Origin of the sequence: Burkholderia sp. BCC1644, assembly GCF_902833225.1 — a bacterium.
Lineage (GTDB): Bacteria > Pseudomonadota > Gammaproteobacteria > Burkholderiales > Burkholderiaceae > Burkholderia.
On the sequence record NZ_CADFEI010000003.1, the window covers coordinates 332,096 to 348,249 of the forward strand.

Here is a 16,154-nt window from a genome sequence, read left to right on the forward strand (position 1 = left end):
AACGTGATGTCATTTCGCACTTTGTTGCGCATGCATCCGTTTCGCCACGTCAAAGGGGCCTCCGGCCCCAGCGGTCGGCGTCAAGTCGCCCGCATCCATGCCGTCTTCACTCGACGGCGCCCTGCTCGAACGCGCCTCGCCGTTACGGCGCCGCCGGGCTGAACCTGACAATCAGAAGAACGCAGCATCGCGTTCACCCGACCGCCAGCCGCACATCCGTGCAGCCGGCAGCACTGTTTCCGTCAGTTCAATCGCGGCCATGCCGGGATCACGAACTTCCATCGCGACGCCATCCGGCGTCATCGCGGCGCGCGCCTGCGCGCGCGCCGCACCGGGATTGAGGAGGCGTATCTTCATGACTCGACGCACTGTCCAGCTGGTGGGCAGCCTGGTAGCCATCATCGCAGTCGGTTGGGCATTGGCGCGCGGCATCGGCGCCGACACGTTCCACCAGCGCGCGGACGATCTCGCCTACTACGCGGGCCAGCACATGCTGCTGGTCGTCTACTCGATGACGCTCGCGATCGCCGTGGGCGTACCGGCCGGCGTGCTGCTGAGCCGGCCGCGATTTCAGCACCAGGCCGAGCGCTTCATGCAGGTCTTCAACATCGGCAACACGATCCCGTCACTGGCCGTGCTGGCCATCGCGCTCGGCATCTTTGGCATCGGCGACGTGCCCGCGATCGTCGCGCTGTTCCTCGCGTCGCTGCTGCCCATCACGCGCAATGCGTACGAAGGCATGAAGAACGTGCCGGCCGCACTGCGCGAAGCGGCCAAGGGCATCGGCATGACGGGCTGGCAATCGCTGGTTCGCGTCGAATTGCCCGATGCACTGCCGATCATCGTCGGCGGCGTGCGCACCGCGCTCGCGATCAACGTCGGGACGGCGCCGCTCGCCTACCTGATCGGCGCGGACAGCCTCGGCTCGCTGATCTTCCCCGGCATCTACCTCGACAACCAGCCGCTGCTGCTGCTCGGCGCGTCGCTCACCGCGATCCTCGCGCTCGTGCTGGACGGCATCGTCGCGGCCGGCAGCCGCCACTGGCTCGCGCGTCACGGAGGTGCGGCATGACGCGCCATCGCACGTTTCGATCGTTCGCCCGCCTGTGCGCGGCCGGTGCGTTGTGCTTCGCGGCCGGCACACCGGCATTCGCCGCGAAGCTCGTGCTGGGCGCGAAGAACTTCACCGAGCAATACGTGCTCGCGGAAGTCACCTCGCAGTACCTGCGCTCGCGCGGCTACGACGTGGAAGTCCGCTCGGGCCTCGGCAGCACGCTCGCACGCAGCGCGCTGGAGAACGGCCAGTTCGACCTGATGTGGGACTACACGGGCACCGCCGCGCTCGTCTACAACAAGATCCAGGACAAGCTTTCTCCCGAAGCGATGTACCGGCGCGTCAAGGCGCTCGACGTGCCGCGCGGGCTCGTGTGGCTCGACGCGTCGCCGCTCAACGACACCTACGCGATCGGCCTGCCGAGCCAGCTCGCGCAGGCCACCGGCATCCGGACCGTGTCGCAGCTCGCCGAGCACCTGAAGACCGATCCGGCCGCAAAGCACTACGTGTTCGGCATGGATGCGGAATTCGCGAACCGTCCCGACGGCCTGAAGCCGCTGCTCGCCGCGTACGGCATGCAGTTCGGCCGCGCGCAGCTGAAGCAGATGGATCCGGGGCTCGTCTACACGGCGCTGCACAACAACCAGTTGAAGATCGGCCTCGTCTACACGACCGACGGACGGGTGAAGGGCTTCGGCATCGTGCCGCTCGAAGACGACAAGCATTTCTTCCCGCCGTACAACGCGACGCCCGTGGTGCGCAAGGACACGCTCGAACGCAATCCGAAACTCGCCACGCAGCTCAACGCGCTGTCGGCCGCACTCGACAACGACGTGATGCAGGCGATGGCCAAGGCCGTCGACCTCGACGGCCAATCGCCGCGCGACGTCGCCGACGCGTTCCTGCGCACGCATCCGCTACCTTGAAGGAGACCCGATGAGCGTATTCGACTATCTCGCTTCGAGCTGGCCCGAGCTGCTGCAGCTCACGCTGCAACACGTTTGGCTCGTCGCGATCGCCGTGGGCTGCGCGATCGTCGCGGGCGTGCCGCTCGGCATCCTCATCAATCGCCACGACTGGCTCGCCGGGCCGCTGCTCGGCATCGCCACGATCGTGCTCACGCTGCCGTCCATCGCGCTGTTCGGCCTGATGATCCCGTTCTTCTCGCGCTTCGGCCTGGGCATCGGCGCCGCGCCCGCGATCACGGCCGTGTTCCTCTATTCGCTGCTGCCGATCATGCGCAACACGTACCTCGCGCTGCACAACGTGGATGCGGGGATCAAGGAAGCCGGCACCGGCATCGGCATGACCTCGTGGCAGCGCCTGCGCCTCGTCGATCTGCCGCTTGCGGTGCCCGTGATTCTCGCGGGCGTGCGCACCGCGGTCGTGATGAACATCGGCGTGATGACGATCGCCGCCGTGGTCGGCGCGGGCGGGCTCGGCACGCTGATCCTGCGCGCGATCGGGCAAAGCAGCATGATGAAACTGCTGGTGGGCGCGGTGCTCGTGAGCCTGCTCGCGATCGTCGCCGACCGGCTGCTGCAGATGCTGCAGCGCGCATTGACACCGAAGGGAGTGCAGAAGACATGATCGAACTCGACCAACTGACCAAGACCTTCACGCGCAAGGACGGCCAGGCCGTCCGCGCGGTCGACTCCGTGAGCCTGTCGGTGCCCGAAGGGGAAATCTGCGTGTTCCTCGGCCCGTCGGGCTGCGGCAAGACCACCACGCTCAAGATGATCAACCGGCTCATCGCCGCCACGTCGGGCCGCGTGCTCATCAACGGCGAGGATACGGCGCAGCTCGACGAAGTCGACCTGCGGCGCCACATCGGCTACGTGATCCAGCAGATCGGGCTGTTTCCGAACATGACGATCGAAGAGAACATCACCGTCGTACCGCGCCTGCTGGGCTGGGACAAGAAGCGTTGCACCGAGCGCGCACGCGATCTGATGGCGATGGTCGCGCTCGATCCGAAGCTGTACCTGAAACGCTATCCGCGCGAGCTGTCGGGCGGGCAGCAGCAGCGTGTCGGCGTGATTCGCGCGCTGGCTGCCGATCCGCCCGTGCTGCTGATGGACGAACCGTTCGGCGCGGTCGATCCGATCAATCGCGAATCGATCCAGAACGAGTTCTTCCAGATGCAACGGCAACTGAACAAGACCGTGATCATGGTGAGCCACGATATCGACGAAGCGATCAAGCTGGGCGACCGTATCGCGGTGTTCCGGCGCGGCCAGCTCGTTCAGTACGATCACCCCGACACGCTGCTCGCGCGCCCGCGCGACGAATTCGTCGCGCAGTTCGTGGGGCAGGACAGCACGCTCAAGCGCCTGCTGCTCGTGAAGGCCGGCGACGCCGCGACGCAGCCCGAAACGGCACGCGTCGATACGCCTCTCGCGCACGCACTCGCGGTGATGGACGAAACCGACTGCCGCTACCTGACCGTACTCGACGACGCGGGCCGCGCGCTCGGCTACGTAACGCGCCGCGCGGCACGCACCGGCGGCGGCGTATGCGGCGAACGCGTGACGCCGTTCCCGGCCGGTGTCTCGGCCGACGACAACCTGCGCATCGTGCTGTCGAAAATGTACCAGTACAGCGCATCGTGGATGCCCGTGCTCGACTCCGACGGCGTGTGGATCGGCGAGGTCACGCAGGATTCGATCGCCGCGTACCTGAGCTCGGGCCGATCGCGCCGGCAAACGGGGCAGCCGCCGGGCAGCCCTGCCGATGCGGTCGCGGCGGCCGCGGCGCACTGATTCGTCGCCCCCGGGGCGGGCCGGTGCGCCATCGCACCGGCCCCTGGAAACGAATCGACACGGTGCGCCATCGCAAAAACGTGCGATTCCGTTTGAGAGCCAAACGGTGCTCGAACGGCCTGCAACGCGGACTGCATTGCCGTCATCAGGATTGCTTGCACACGTAGTTCATGACCAGCGTCTGAATGGAATCGCGCTCGACATAGCGGTAATCGTCCGGGTCTTCGCGCGAAACATGGGTCTGGCCCGGCTGTGTTCCGGTCATGATCGTCTTGCCCATCGCCCACGTCTTGTTCGCACAGTCGAACGACCAGTCGGAAACGATGCTTCGCACGGGAAACGGCGCCGAGTACCGGCGCGGTTCGGCATAGGCGATCCTGACCGTCACCCACGAATTGAGCGGGCCACGCTGGACGGACGCGGGATCGACATCAAGCCCGACAGCCGGACCCGGGCCCAGCGTGACCCAGTTCACGGCCCATGCGCCGTGGGTGGCGAGTGCAATCAATCCCCCCGCGATCCAGCTTCTTTTCATTGTCTTTCCTTGCATCCCGTCCGGTGAATTCCGGTGGCGTGATTCTACGTGCCGCGCTTGCGCGACGGACGCGCGTCGAAACAACCCGCACCCGGAATGAATCGCGAATCGAATGGAATCGACTCGCGTAGAATGCCCGCAACCATTCACCCGAGCGGGCCGCCCTTCCATTCCACTCGCATCGGCATAACACCAACGAGAGCCGTGGCATCCGCCGACGTCGCCGCCCCGATCGGGCGCGCGCGACCGCGACGATCGTCGACCGACGAAGCATTCATGAGCAAACCGATCCTGTACCTCCTCGCCGGCAACGGCAGCGCGGCCGACTGGTGGGACGATGCATTGCCCCACTTCCGGCACTACCGGCCGGTGCCGCTGGAACTGCCGGGCTTCGGCGACCACCCCGCGCCGCCGTGCGAGGATCTCGCCGCGTATGCGCAAGCGCTGCTGGACGCCACCGAACCGGGCCACGCGATCATGGCGGTCGGCGTGAACGCGCTGCTGGTCCTGCACGCGTTGCAGCGGCGTCCCGGCCACTTCGCGCGCAGCGTGCTGCTCGCGCCCGTCGGCGCGTTCCTGTGGGAGCGGCGCCTGCCGAAACTGATGGCGCCGAAGCCGCTGCGCAAGACGATCCACTGGCTGCTTGCGCACTATCCGGCGCTGTTCGCCCGCAAGTTCTCGAACCAGACCTGGACGCCCGCGCAGTACCGCCGCATGGGTGCCGGCTATGCGCGCTGCCGCGCGTTCCTGCCGCACTGGGATCTCGTGCGCGCCGATACCGCGCTGCCGCTGCTCGAGTGGGTCACCGACCGCATCGAGCTCGTATGGGGCGACCAGGACGCCGTGCTCGGCGTGCGCCAGGCCGCCGCGTGGTCGGCGATCCTCGCGCGTGCGGACCTCACCGTCACGCTGCAACCCGGCTGGGGACACTATCCGTGGATCGATGCGCCGGCCGCATTCGCGCAGTGGCTCGAAGCCGGCGACGCGGGCTTCGTCGCGCACACGAAGGGCGGACGCCTGGCACTGGCCACGCTGGCCGGCCTCCCCGTGCCCCCCGCCTTGTCGCTGACCCGCGCCGACGATCCGCGCCTGCCCGGCTTTCTCGCGAGCCAGCCCGGCGCCGAATGGGCGATCCGCTCGTCGAGCCACGGCGAAGACCAGGCCGACGCGGCGAATGCCGGCCTGCACACGACGTTCCTGCGCGTGCCGGCATCGCACGCGGCCGGCCGCGTGGCCGAGCTGCTCGACGGCGGCCTCGAGGAAGCGGTCGTGCAGCGCTTCGTCACACCCGTCCTGTCCGGTATCGCGTTCGTGCGCCATCTCGCAGTCGAAGTCGAATGGGTGGAAGGCCACCTCGAATCGCTCGCCGACGGACAGGCAAGCCCGCGGCGCGCGATCCTGTCGCGCCTTGGCGAACCGTGGCGGCATGGCACCTTCGCGCCCGCTCACGGGCTGACCGCGCAGCGGCTGTGGGCATTCCTGCAACGCGTGCTGCGCGCGTTCCATTACGTGCCCGGCGATGTCGAATGGGCGTGGGACGGCACACAGCTTTGGCTCTTGCAGTACCGCCCGATCAGCAGCTACGGCTGGCACCGGCACCTGACCTCGGCCAACATCGCCGAGATCCTGCCGCCGCAGCCGAGCCGGCTGGTCGAGTACGCGCAACGGCGCGCGGCCGGCAGCATCCCGGCCATCATGGCGCGCTGGGATGCCCGCGTGCTGCGCGACAACGAGCCGTTCACCGCGCTGTACGGCGGCGCGTCGTACATCAACAACGACCTGTTCCTCGCCCGTCTCGCGGACTGGGGCGTATCGGCCGCGAACTACAGCGGCGAGATCGGCGGCGCGACGCCGCCGCTGCGCTGGCGTCCGCTGCGCCTGCTGCGCTCGCTGCCGGTGTTCTGGCGCATGCTGCGGGTCGCGCGCGGGCACCTGCCGACGCTCGCGCGCGGCCTGCAGCGCTTCGACCGGGAGCTCGCGACGCTCGTCGAACGGCGCGCCGACGGCCAGCAACTGGCCGACTGGTTCACGCGCTTCTACGTGTTCGTCGTGCAGGGCAACCTGTGCATCGCGTCATCGCTCGCCAGCAGCGGCGGCGCCCTGTGGGGACGTCCGCCGACCGCCTATGGCCAGCTCGACGACAGCCCGCACCGCCTGCCGTGGGAAACCGATCCGGGCACCGCGCGGCCCGCGGCCACCGACCTGCCGCTGCAGCCCTTTCCCGACTGGCCGCTGCCGGTCCGCGTGCTGCACACGCTCGGCGCGCCCGGCATGCGCGGCTGGTATCTGCAGGTACGCGAGTGGTACCGCGACAACCTGATGCGCGTGTTCTTCCGCCTGCATCACGCGATGCCGGCCGCCGACCGCGACACCTGGTTCGCGCCCCACCCCGAGCGCCGCGAACGCAACGGCAGCTTCTGGCAGGACGGCAGCGAAGGCACCGACGAGGCCGCCGGTTTCATGATCTATCCGGGCGACACGCAGGGCGTGCTCGGCCACGACATCCTGCTCGAAGATTCGCTCGACCCGGGCCGGCACGCGCAGTACCAGGCCGCGCGCGCAGTCGTCGCCCGCATGGGCGGCCGGCTGTCGCACGGCGCGACGCTGCTGCGCGAACTGCGCAAGCCGTCGGCCGTGCTGCCGCGCGTCGATGCGGCGTGGATCGGACGCGAAGTGCGGCTCAGCGACGGCCGGCTGACACTGGTCGAATAAGCGCCCGGCGGCGTGTTGAAGGGGCTGGCGCGGATCGCTACACTGGTCCGGCGAATCCCGGAGACCCCACATGAAAGACACGCTTGCCGGACTGTCGGCGAACCTCGAGCGGCTGCTCAAGCTGCGCAGCATCCCGTTCGGGATGAAGCTGTTCGAACGGCGCGAGGACATGGAAGCCGTCCCGCGCATTCGCCGCCCGAAGGCGATCCATTCGCTGGACCAGATCGTCGGGCAAACGGCGCGGCTCGGCTTCACGGTCGGCATCACGGCCGACGACCTCGTCGGCGCGCAATGCCGGTCGGTCGTCGGGCTCGGTCACGCGAAGGATGCCGAGTGGGCGTCCGGCCAGCAGATGGCGGGCGTCTGGTATGCGACGCAGGAAGATTCTCGCGCCCACCAGGCCGCGATGCACTGCGTGGCCGACGGCAAGTACGACGCGCTCGTCGTGTCGCCGCTCGCGGCCGGCCGCATCGAGCCCGACATTGCGCTGTTCTACGCGACGCCCGGCGCGATGATGTACTTCATCAACGGGCTGCAATGGTCGGGATACAAGCGCTTCGACTGGAGTGTGGTCGGCGAATCGGCCTGCGCGGATTCGTGGGGCCGCGCGCTGTCGACCGGGCAGCCGAGCCTGTCGATTCCGTGCTACGCGGAGCGCCGCTACGGCGGCGTGCTCGACGACGAGATGCTGATGGCGCTGGCGCCCGACGCGCTCGAACTGGCCATTACCGGAATGGAGGCGCTGTCGCGCAACGGGCTGCGCTATCCGTTCGCGCAGTACGGCATCCAGCAGGACGTGCGCGCGGGCATGGAAGTCAGCTACCCGAAGACGACGTGACCTCACGCGCCGCGGCTGCCACGTGGCCGACGCGGCGGGCCATCAGCGCAGCGGCGTGCGGACTTTTCCGTCGACCTTCAACGTGCGCCTGTCGCGCGCGGCCTCGTATTCGACCGTCTGCGCGGGCGTGACGGGGCCGTACGACCGCCCATTCACATAGACGATGCCGTTGCGCAGTTCGATCCGGTCGCCGTTGACCGTCGCGGTGGCGTGGTCGCCCTGCAGCACTGCACCGGAACACCCGGCGGTCGAAAAGCTGCGGACCGACGTACCCGACGTTGCCGCATTCCCGCCCTGGTCCGCCGCATGCGCGGCGCTGCAGGGCGGCGCATCCATGTCGCCGGCCGCGTGGAGCGATCCGGCACTGATGCCGCATCCGGCAAGCAACGCAATCGACATCGGCAACAGCTTGTTCATGGTGGCCTCCGTGGTCCGCGGACCTGGATCGATGATCGGGCAACGCCGCCGGTCGCCGGCCGCCGGTCGCCCGATATGCGCAGTATGCGTCCACCCGGCGGCACGCCGCCATCCGCGCCAATACCACTCCCGCTCGCCGGCAAATTCGCCTTGACAAGTTGCGCATCGCAACTATTATCGATTGCGATACGCAACCATTTGGGGCACCCCATGGACCTCATCGACCCGCCTGCCAAGCCTCGCGACGCGACCATCCTCGAATTGCGCGACTTCTCCCGCAAACTGGTGCGCGAGCTCGGCTTCATGCGCGCGACGCTCGCCGACAGCGACTGGGCGCCATCGGCCGTACACGCGATCCTCGAGATCGGGATGGCGCCCGGCATCAACGCGAAGGATCTCGGCAACATCCTGCGGCTCGACAAATCGAATACGAGCCGGCAACTCGCGCGGCTCGAGGCGGCCGGTGTCGTGGAGCGCCGCGTGTCGAACGAGGATGCACGCGCGATCGAGTTGTACCTGACCGCCGAAGGAAAAAAGCTCCAGAAACGAATCGACACGTTCGCGACCGATCAGGTGTCGAACGCGCTGCGTCGCATGATTCCCGCCGACCAGCAGGCGCTGCTGCGTTCGCTCGCGCTGTACGCCGATGCACTCGCGCAGGACAACGCCGCCAAGGCGCCCGCGGCAGCAACCGACACGCCGCCGATTCTCGAAGGCTACCAACCGGGCTGTATCGGCGATATCGCGAGCCTGCATGCACGCTTCTATTCGGAGCACTGGGGGTTCGGCGCCTTTTTCGAGAAGCGGGTGGCGACCGAGCTGGCCGAGTTCGCGGGTGCGTTGCCGGCCGACGGCAAGGCACTGTGGCTCTGCCGGGAAGACGGGCGGACGCTCGCGTCGCTCGCGATCGACGGCGACCCGACCACCGGCGTCGCGCACCTGCGCTGGTTCATCGTGAACGACGCGTTGCGCGGGTCCGGCGTCGGGCGCCAGATGATGACGCGGGCCATGCGCTTCGTCGATGAGCACCGGTTTCACGAGACCTACCTGTGGACGTTCAAGGGACTGGATTCGGCGCGCCACCTGTACGAGTCGTTCGGCTTTACGCTGACCGACGAATCCGCAGGCACGCACTGGGGAACCGAGGTGGTCGAGCAGCGTTTCAGCCGGCCGGGGCCCGCCGGCAGCTGATATTCAACGGTCCCGCTTCGATCCAAAGCGCACACCAACGCTCACCACAAAAAAGGACGCCGTCCATGCTCGAACGTCTCGCGGCCTTCGCGCTTTGCGCGGTCGTCACCGCGCCTGCCGCCGTTGCCGCGCAACCCGATGCCGCAACCGGCCTCGACCCGATCGACCAGACGATGACGCAGTGCCTGAACGATCCCGCACACGCGTCGACAGGTGGCCAGGACGAATGCATCGTCGACGCGAACCACGCATGGGACGCACGGCTCAACGCCAGCTATCGCGCGCTGCAGGCATCGCTGCCGGCGGCGGACCGGCCCGCGCTGCTGCGCGCCCAGCGCGCGTGGCTCGCGCGCCGTGACGCCGACCTGAAGCTGATCGGCGCCGTCTACGCGACGACACGCGGCACGGTCTACGCACCGATGAATGCGAACGACGTGATGGAACTGACGCGGCAACGCGCGCTGTCGCTGCAGCGGTTCGACGCCGATCGCACGGCGCGCGGCTTCAGCCTGGCCACGCGCCTGCCGCCCGCGACGGACGACAAGCCCGAGCGCGTCGCCGCCGTTCCGCGACGCGGTGCGCGCTTCGAACGTACGCACTGCACGGCGCTCGCCGATCTCGACGCGAAGGGCCGCTGCGCGGCGCAGGCCACGCCGCTGTACCTGCGGGATATCGACGACGTGACGGCGGCGATTGAACGCCGCCTGCCGCCTGCATCGCGCGAAGCGATGCGTGCGTCGTCGCGGAAATGGCGCGCGTTCGTCGCGGCCCAGCCGCCGCTGATCGGCGCGCTTTACGCGCCAGCGGGTGCGTCCGGCGTGCCGCCGCAGGTCTCGATCGAGATGCGCGATGAAGCCGCCGCGCGCCTGCGGCAGCTCGTGTACGCCGAAGACAAGATCGGCGCCGACTGACGCGGCGGCGCGCAGCCGCCGTTCATTTGACGCGTTGCATCCGCGCGCTCACTCGATCACGCGCCAGCCGCCGACGCCTCGCCCGCAAGCTGCCGCACGGCCGCAATGTGGTTGGCCGCCACGTAGCCGAACGTCATCGCCGGCCCGATCGTCGAGCCGGGGCCCGGATAGGTCTTGCCCATCACGGCCGCCGACGTGTTACCAAGCGCGTACAGCCCGTCGATCACCGAGCCGTCGGGTCGCAGCACGCGCGCATCCGCATCGGTGCGCAGCCCTCCCTTCGTGCCGATCTCGCCCGGGTCGAGCCGCAGCGCGTAGAACGGCGCGCGCTCGATCGGCCCGAGGCACGGGTTCGGCTTCGACGACGGATCGCCGTAGTAGCGGTCGAACACGTTGCCGCCCTTGCCGAATTCCGTATCGACGCCCGTGGCCGCATGGCCGTTCATCCGCGCGACGGTCTGCGCCAGGCCGTCGGCGTTCACGCCGATCTTCGCGGCGAGTTCGGCCAGCGTGTCCGCGCGATAGATGACCGAGTCCAGCCAGCCGGCCGGGATCCGGCTGTCCGGCTGCACGCTGCCGGGCAGCAGCACGCCGCACGGGTAGCGCTTGCGATACTCGGCATCGAAGATGAACCACGCGGGCACATTCGCCTGCGTGCGCTCATGATCGGCATACATCGCGTGAATCACGTCCGGATACGGCGCGGATTCGTTGACGAAGCGCCGTCCGAGCCCGTTGACCATCACGCAGCGCGGCGCCGAGCGCTCGACGAACAGCCCGCGCTGCTTCTCCTCGCCCGGCACGCGCACCGTCGGCACGCCCCAGACGAAATCCATCAGCGCGACACCGGCGCCCAGCGCGAGCCCCGCGCGAATGCCGTCGCCCGTATTGATCGGCGGCGCCGCGCTCCACTCGGCGCGCGTCGGCGCCGGCAGGTACTGCTCGCGCATCGCCTGGTTCGCCTCGAACCCGCCGCATGCGAGCACCACGCCGTGCGTCGCGCGGATGCCGACCGTGCGCCCGTTCCGCTCGACGACCACGCCGTTCACGCGCGCGCCGTCGGACTGCAGCGAGCGCATCGGCGTGTCGAGCCACAGCGCGATGCCGCGCTGCGCCAGCGCCGCGCGCAGGCTGGCGACCAGCGCATTGCCGAGCGTGAGGCGCCGGTCGCGCGCGGTGCGGCGGCGCCAGCGGAAATCGGTGGCATAGCGCAGCATCAGGCGCGCAGTGAGCCGCAACCAGCCGCGCTCCTTCGTGACGATCGTGTGCGCTTCGATCTGCGTCATCGCGATGCGGCCGGCGATCAGCGTGGCAGGCGACGGCGCGCGCAACGTGTCGAAATGCGCGCCGAGACGGGCGGCATCGAACGCCGCCGGTTCCATCGTCCGGAAGCCCGGCTTGCCGCCGACGCGGTCGGGGTAGTAGTCGGGATAACGCGGCACCGCGTGAAAACGCGTTTGTGCGTGCTGCGCGAGATACGCGACCATCTTCGGACCGTTCTCGAGATACGCATCGATGCGCGGCCGGTCGAAGTCCTCGCGAACGACTTCGCGCAGGTACGCAATCGCTTCGTCATACGAATCGTTTCCACCGAGCGCCGCGATCTGGTCGTTGCATGGAATCCAGATGCCGCCCCCCGAAACAGCCGTCGTCCCGCCATACACGGGGCTTTTCTCGACGACCAGGACTGACAGGCCCTGATCGTGCGCGCGCAGCGCCGCCGTCATCGCGCCCGCGCCTGAGCCGACCACCACCACGTCGTACGTGGCGTCGTCGGCGGAATCGTATCGATCGTCGTGCATGATGGCCGCCCCCGCGTCAGATCGTGGACAGGCGGCTCGCCGCGTCGGCCGGTACATCGGTCAGCTGGCGCCAGCACGCGTTCTCGCCGCGGTACTCGTGCACCTCGACGCGCGCATGCAGCGCCGGCAGCGCGGCGACGTCGGTGTAGAACTGCCGGTACCACTCGCGCAACCGGTAGATGGGGCCGTCGCCTTCGCACAGCAGCGGATTGTCGACGCGCGTCTTGTGATCCCAGATCGCGACATCCTCGCGGAACGCCGACTGCGCGGCCAGCACGTAGCCGTCGATCATCGCGCGGCTCTGCTCGTCCGACAGTGCAGGATCCTTCTGGACCATCACGCCGAAGCGCAGCTCGAAGCTGTTCGTGTCGATCGGCACGTGGCTGTTGAGCAGGATCGAGTTGACCGCCTGCCCTTGCGCCTCGCCCGTCATCAACGTCACGTGGTACGCGGGGCCGAAGTACGCGGAATCCGCGGTCAGCCGCCCGCTGCCCGCCAGCCGCGAGCTTGCGCCGCGCAACTTCTGGTAGGCGACCGGGCCCGCGAACGTATTGCAGAAATAGTCGATCGGCGCGCCGTGCACGGGGCCGAAGTGCACCTTGTCCGACTGGTTGTCGATCAGTTCGCGGCAGTTCGTGTTGATCACCCACTTGACGATGGCCCAGTCGCTCCATGCGTCGGAGAAGCACGCGTCGATCCGCGGAATCGCGACTGACGGATCGGGTGCGTTGCCCTCCGGATCGTTCCACACGAACAGCAGATGGTTCTGCTCCATCACCGGCCACGACTTGATGCGCGCCTTCGGCGGAATGCGCGACGAATACGGGATCGCCGCGCAAGACCCGTCGCCGGCCCACGACCAGCCGTGAAACGGGCACACGAGCGTGTCGCCTTCGACATGCCCGCGCCCGAGGTCGGCGCCCATGTGCGGGCAGTAGCCGTCGAGGATGCGCAATTGCCCGTCCTCGCCCTGGAACACCACCACGCGGGTGCCGAAGATCGACAGGCCATGCGCGCGGCCGTCGCGGTAATCGTCGGCCAGCCCCAGGCAATGCCAGCCGCGTGCGTAGCGCGCGTCGATGGGTGCGGCGTGAATCCGGTGAATGGGGCGCTGGGTCGCCAGCACGGTGGAATCGGTCATGGATCGTCTCCTCCAGTCAAAGGTGGGCACCGGCCGACACCTGCGTGGCCGGACCTTGCCCGCGAATGCGCCGGCCGGAGAATCCGGCCGGAACGCTATGTCACAAAATATCTTATTTGTGCCGCATAATGGCACAAATTCGATTTCTGTGACAACGTGTGCGAAAATTCCGCACCGCCGGAACCGGTCGGCGGATCGACACACGCCGCGCGGCATGCGGCATCGAGGAAAGGTATGGATCGGCAACTGCGCTGGGGCGACGCCAGCAGGATGGACAGCGTCAATGACGGGCGAAACGCGATCCTGCGCGCGGCGCTCGACGCGATGATCGAGCACGGGATCGACAGCCTGTCGATCGACGATGTCGCGCGGCGCGCCAACATTTCGCGGCGCACGCTGTACCGGTATTTCGGCACGAAGAAGGAACTGATCCAGGGTGTGATCAGCGTCCAGAACGCCGAATTCTTCGACGAGATGCACCGCGCGCTCGTCGGCTTCGAACACGATTTCGAGGCCTACTGCGAGGAGAGCGTGTGCTTCGCGGTACGCTACCGCGATCGCCATCACGGCGGCTTTCACCACAACTACCTGGCCACGAGCCTGTCGACCGACGTGTTCGGCTTCATCGTCGAGAACATCGCGCCGATGTGGCGGCGCGTGCTGGACGAGCCCTACCGCGCGTACGTCGCCGTTCGCGGCGCGTCGGCGCCCGCGCTCGACGACATCATCGCGCTGGTCAGCCGCATCGGTCTCGCATACTGCCTGGTTCCGGCAGACGACCTAGCGATGCGCGCGCAGATGCGGATTCTGTGGCCGACGCGCGCCGAACCGGCCGGCAAGCCGGCTGCGGTTAAAAGGAAGGCAGCGCAGTAGGCGATGCCGGTCGCACGATGCGACCGAAATCCGGATAATGTTTGCCCCGCCCATTCACATGACTATGGATCGCCTCATGACCCTTGGTGTCTCCGTGACCGGCCGCACGCTGGATCGCGCCGAATTGATGCAACTCGTCGAAGGCTCGACGGCGCCCCTTCATCTGGAGGACTGCGACCTCGAAGGCGCGAACCTGTCGCGCCTGGATTTGCGCGGCGCGCGCTTCGAACGATGCGCGCTCGCGGAAGCGTCGTTCGTCGGCGCCACGCTCGCGCACACATCGTGGATCCGCTGCCGCGCCCGCCAGGCCGACTTTGCGTCGTGCGACCTCGAGGACGCCGTGTTCCAGTCATGCGATCTCAACAATACGAGCTGGCGGCGCAGCAAGCTCGGTTCGGTCCGGTACGACGAATGCCGACTGACCGGGGCGGATTTTGAGGAATGCAAATCGCTTGGCCTCGAATTCGCGAACACGCTGCTGGTCGGCGCGAGCCTCCGGCGCTTCTCGTTCCGGAAGACCCGGCTCGTCGCACTCGATTTCTCGGACGCCGACCTCGCCGGCGCGGACTTCCGCGATGCCGTGTTCGAAGGCGGCAGCCTGCGCAACGCACACCTGAACGACGCCCGTTTCGAGGGCGCCGACCTGCGCGACGTCGATCTGGGCGCCATGCCCAAACTGCTCGCATCCGGCGTGCTGCGCGGAGCGATCGTCTCCTACGATCAGGCGGCCATGATGATCGAGAACTTCGGGATCCGGGTCGCCTGAGGACACGGCTATTCTCGCGACAGCCATTTCTCCATCTTCACGATTTCAAGTTGAATCGGGCTGTTTCCATGGGAAAAATGGCCGGTGCCGATCACGGCGAAGCCGTGGCGTTCGTAAAACGGCACCGCATTCGTTGTCGCCTCGAGATAGACGCGAGCGCATCCGTCGCGCGCGATGCCGGACACGGCCGTCTCCAGCAGCGCCTGGCCCGCGCCACTGCGCGCACGGTCGCCGCGAACGAACAGCTTGGTCAGTTCTTCGCCGGCCGTTTCCGCGAACCCGAGCACGTCGCCGTCGTCGGCAACCCACAGTGCGTGGCGCCCGATCGCATCGAGATACATGGCCGGCGTGCGCCCGTCCAGCCAGCTTGCGATCTGCTCGCGCGAGTAATCCGCCGCGCACAGTCGCGTGACGGAATCCAGATGGACTTCGAAGATCCGCTGCGTGTCGGATTCGTTCGCGGATCGGATTTCAAAGGCTGACACATTCCCTCCCGGTGCATTGGCGCGTCGCGGCGCAAGCGGCAGACCGTCGAATATTCTCATCACCTTCGATGCGTTCGGATCAGCGAAAACCCTTATTCTCATGCCATGCGCGGCGGGCCGTTTCCCGTACCGAACCCTCTCATCGGCGTGCAAATCACTAGGGAAAATCCGGAGACATCCTTACAGCGATTTACCTGATGATTCACGGGAGCGTCATGTTTCGACGATTTCGCTGAATGTCATGCTTTCAGTCCGAGTGAGGCAGTCGATGCCGCCAGGCGGCAAAGGCGATGATCGCGCCCCGGAACGGCAGCCGTTGGCGAATCGTCAGGTGTTCAATACTTTCAACAACCCGGTCGAGAGTAATCGTGAGAATCCGTGGCCCGCTGGTGCGGTGGAGACGAGGCGATGCGCGCAATTTGCGCGCCGCGATCGCGTCCCCCGACGACAGTGACGGCTGGCGAAGCCCTCGCCTGCCTCTGTCGATCTACACCATCCTGTCGCGCCGTTCCGTTCGCCGTCACAACGCCGTCGCCGCCCGCGCGCCCGTCGCGATCCGTACCGACGACGTGGCGTCGCTTTTGCCTTAGCGCTCCACGCCCTTTCCCCGTGTCCGTTCGTCCTGCGCGTCGTATCGCCTGACCGGTGAAGGGATCGGCTCGCGCTG

At 67.7% G+C, this 16,154-nt stretch carries 17 protein-coding genes; 11 read left to right on the forward strand and 6 right to left on the reverse strand.

Annotation, left to right across the window (positions count from 1 at the left end; all coding sequences use genetic code 11):
* Positions 1 to 171 precede the first annotated feature (171 nt).
* On the reverse strand, positions 172 to 357 hold the full coding sequence (locus HWX87_RS07965) for a hypothetical protein (RefSeq protein ID WP_176046617.1): 186 nt from the start codon (positions 355 to 357) through the stop codon (positions 172 to 174).
* Between HWX87_RS07965 and HWX87_RS07970 the strand changes: the two genes are divergently transcribed.
* From HWX87_RS07970 to HWX87_RS07985, 4 genes are read left to right on the forward strand one after another with little or no spacing between them, the layout of a single operon-like run.
* Entirely contained in the window at positions 356 to 1,072 is a 717-nt protein-coding gene (locus tag HWX87_RS07970) for an ABC transporter permease (RefSeq protein ID WP_176046618.1), read from the forward strand. The two genes, HWX87_RS07965 and HWX87_RS07970, sit on opposite strands and share 2 nt — an antisense overlap.
* Positions 1,069 to 1,980, forward strand: coding sequence for a glycine betaine ABC transporter substrate-binding protein (locus tag HWX87_RS07975; RefSeq protein WP_176046619.1), 912 nt, complete (start codon positions 1,069 to 1,071; stop codon positions 1,978 to 1,980). Before HWX87_RS07970 ends, HWX87_RS07975 begins: the two co-directional genes overlap by 4 nt.
* 10 nt (positions 1,981 to 1,990) lie before the next feature.
* On the forward strand, positions 1,991 to 2,644 hold the full coding sequence (locus HWX87_RS07980) for an ABC transporter permease (protein ID WP_176046620.1): 654 nt from the start codon (positions 1,991 to 1,993) through the stop codon (positions 2,642 to 2,644).
* Positions 2,641 to 3,816: a betaine/proline/choline family ABC transporter ATP-binding protein gene (locus HWX87_RS07985; RefSeq protein ID WP_176046621.1), complete on the forward strand. Its 1,176-nt coding sequence runs from the start codon at positions 2,641 to 2,643 to the stop codon at positions 3,814 to 3,816. Before HWX87_RS07980 ends, HWX87_RS07985 begins: the two co-directional genes overlap by 4 nt.
* 145 nt (positions 3,817 to 3,961) lie before the next feature.
* Here the strand turns inward: HWX87_RS07985 and HWX87_RS07990 are convergent, their stop codons facing one another.
* Entirely contained in the window at positions 3,962 to 4,351 is a 390-nt protein-coding gene (locus HWX87_RS07990; RefSeq protein WP_176046622.1) for a surface-adhesin E family protein, read from the reverse strand.
* A gap of 276 nt (positions 4,352 to 4,627) precedes the next feature.
* Here HWX87_RS07990 and HWX87_RS07995 point away from each other — a divergent pair, with 276 nt between their 5' ends.
* Positions 4,628 to 7,063, forward strand: a complete 2,436-nt coding sequence (locus HWX87_RS07995) for a PEP-utilizing enzyme (protein WP_176046623.1) — start codon at positions 4,628 to 4,630, stop codon at positions 7,061 to 7,063.
* Between the two features lie 70 nt (positions 7,064 to 7,133).
* Positions 7,134 to 7,901, forward strand: a complete 768-nt coding sequence (locus tag HWX87_RS08000; protein ID WP_176046624.1) for a DUF169 domain-containing protein — start codon at positions 7,134 to 7,136, stop codon at positions 7,899 to 7,901.
* A 42-nt stretch (positions 7,902 to 7,943) separates the two neighbouring features.
* On the opposite strand, the gene HWX87_RS08005 is transcribed toward HWX87_RS08000, so the two are convergent.
* Positions 7,944 to 8,318 (reverse strand): sugar ABC transporter ATPase, encoded by a 375-nt coding sequence (locus HWX87_RS08005; RefSeq protein ID WP_176046625.1) that lies wholly within the window; start codon positions 8,316 to 8,318, stop codon positions 7,944 to 7,946.
* A 210-nt stretch (positions 8,319 to 8,528) separates the two neighbouring features.
* Between HWX87_RS08005 and HWX87_RS08010 the strand changes: the two genes are divergently transcribed.
* Positions 8,529 to 9,509, forward strand: coding sequence for a helix-turn-helix domain-containing GNAT family N-acetyltransferase (locus tag HWX87_RS08010; RefSeq protein ID WP_176046626.1), 981 nt, complete (start codon positions 8,529 to 8,531; stop codon positions 9,507 to 9,509).
* A gap of 65 nt (positions 9,510 to 9,574) precedes the next feature.
* The gene (locus tag HWX87_RS08015) at positions 9,575 to 10,420 is read left to right on the forward strand and encodes a lysozyme inhibitor LprI family protein (RefSeq protein WP_176046627.1); all 846 of its coding nucleotides are present in this window, start codon (positions 9,575 to 9,577) and stop codon (positions 10,418 to 10,420) included.
* Between the two features lie 56 nt (positions 10,421 to 10,476).
* Here HWX87_RS08015 and HWX87_RS08020 read toward each other — a convergent pair whose 3' ends face one another.
* Positions 10,477 to 12,222: an FAD-dependent oxidoreductase gene (locus HWX87_RS08020; RefSeq protein WP_176046628.1), complete on the reverse strand. Its 1,746-nt coding sequence runs from the start codon at positions 12,220 to 12,222 to the stop codon at positions 10,477 to 10,479.
* Between the two features lie 16 nt (positions 12,223 to 12,238).
* Positions 12,239 to 13,363 (reverse strand): Rieske 2Fe-2S domain-containing protein, encoded by a 1,125-nt coding sequence (locus HWX87_RS08025; RefSeq protein ID WP_176046629.1) that lies wholly within the window; start codon positions 13,361 to 13,363, stop codon positions 12,239 to 12,241.
* Positions 13,364 to 13,597: 234 nt separating this feature from the next.
* Between HWX87_RS08025 and HWX87_RS08030 the strand changes: the two genes are divergently transcribed.
* Both HWX87_RS08030 and HWX87_RS08035 read left to right on the forward strand, forming a co-directional pair.
* Positions 13,598 to 14,236: a TetR/AcrR family transcriptional regulator gene (locus HWX87_RS08030; RefSeq protein ID WP_176046630.1), complete on the forward strand. Its 639-nt coding sequence runs from the start codon at positions 13,598 to 13,600 to the stop codon at positions 14,234 to 14,236.
* Positions 14,237 to 14,273: 37 nt separating this feature from the next.
* Positions 14,274 to 15,002, forward strand: coding sequence for a pentapeptide repeat-containing protein (locus HWX87_RS08035; RefSeq protein ID WP_244137629.1), 729 nt, complete (start codon positions 14,274 to 14,276; stop codon positions 15,000 to 15,002).
* An 8-nt stretch (positions 15,003 to 15,010) separates the two neighbouring features.
* On the opposite strand, the gene HWX87_RS08040 is transcribed toward HWX87_RS08035, so the two are convergent.
* Positions 15,011 to 15,640 (reverse strand): GNAT family N-acetyltransferase, encoded by a 630-nt coding sequence (locus HWX87_RS08040; RefSeq protein WP_244137630.1) that lies wholly within the window; start codon positions 15,638 to 15,640, stop codon positions 15,011 to 15,013.
* A gap of 215 nt (positions 15,641 to 15,855) precedes the next feature.
* On the opposite strand from HWX87_RS08040, the gene HWX87_RS37980 reads away from it, so the two are divergent.
* Positions 15,856 to 16,077 carry a hypothetical protein gene (locus HWX87_RS37980; RefSeq protein ID WP_244137631.1) on the forward strand — a complete coding sequence of 74 codons (222 nt, stop codon included), beginning with the start codon at positions 15,856 to 15,858 and terminating at the stop codon, positions 16,075 to 16,077.
* Positions 16,078 to 16,154: the final 77 nt, after the last annotated feature.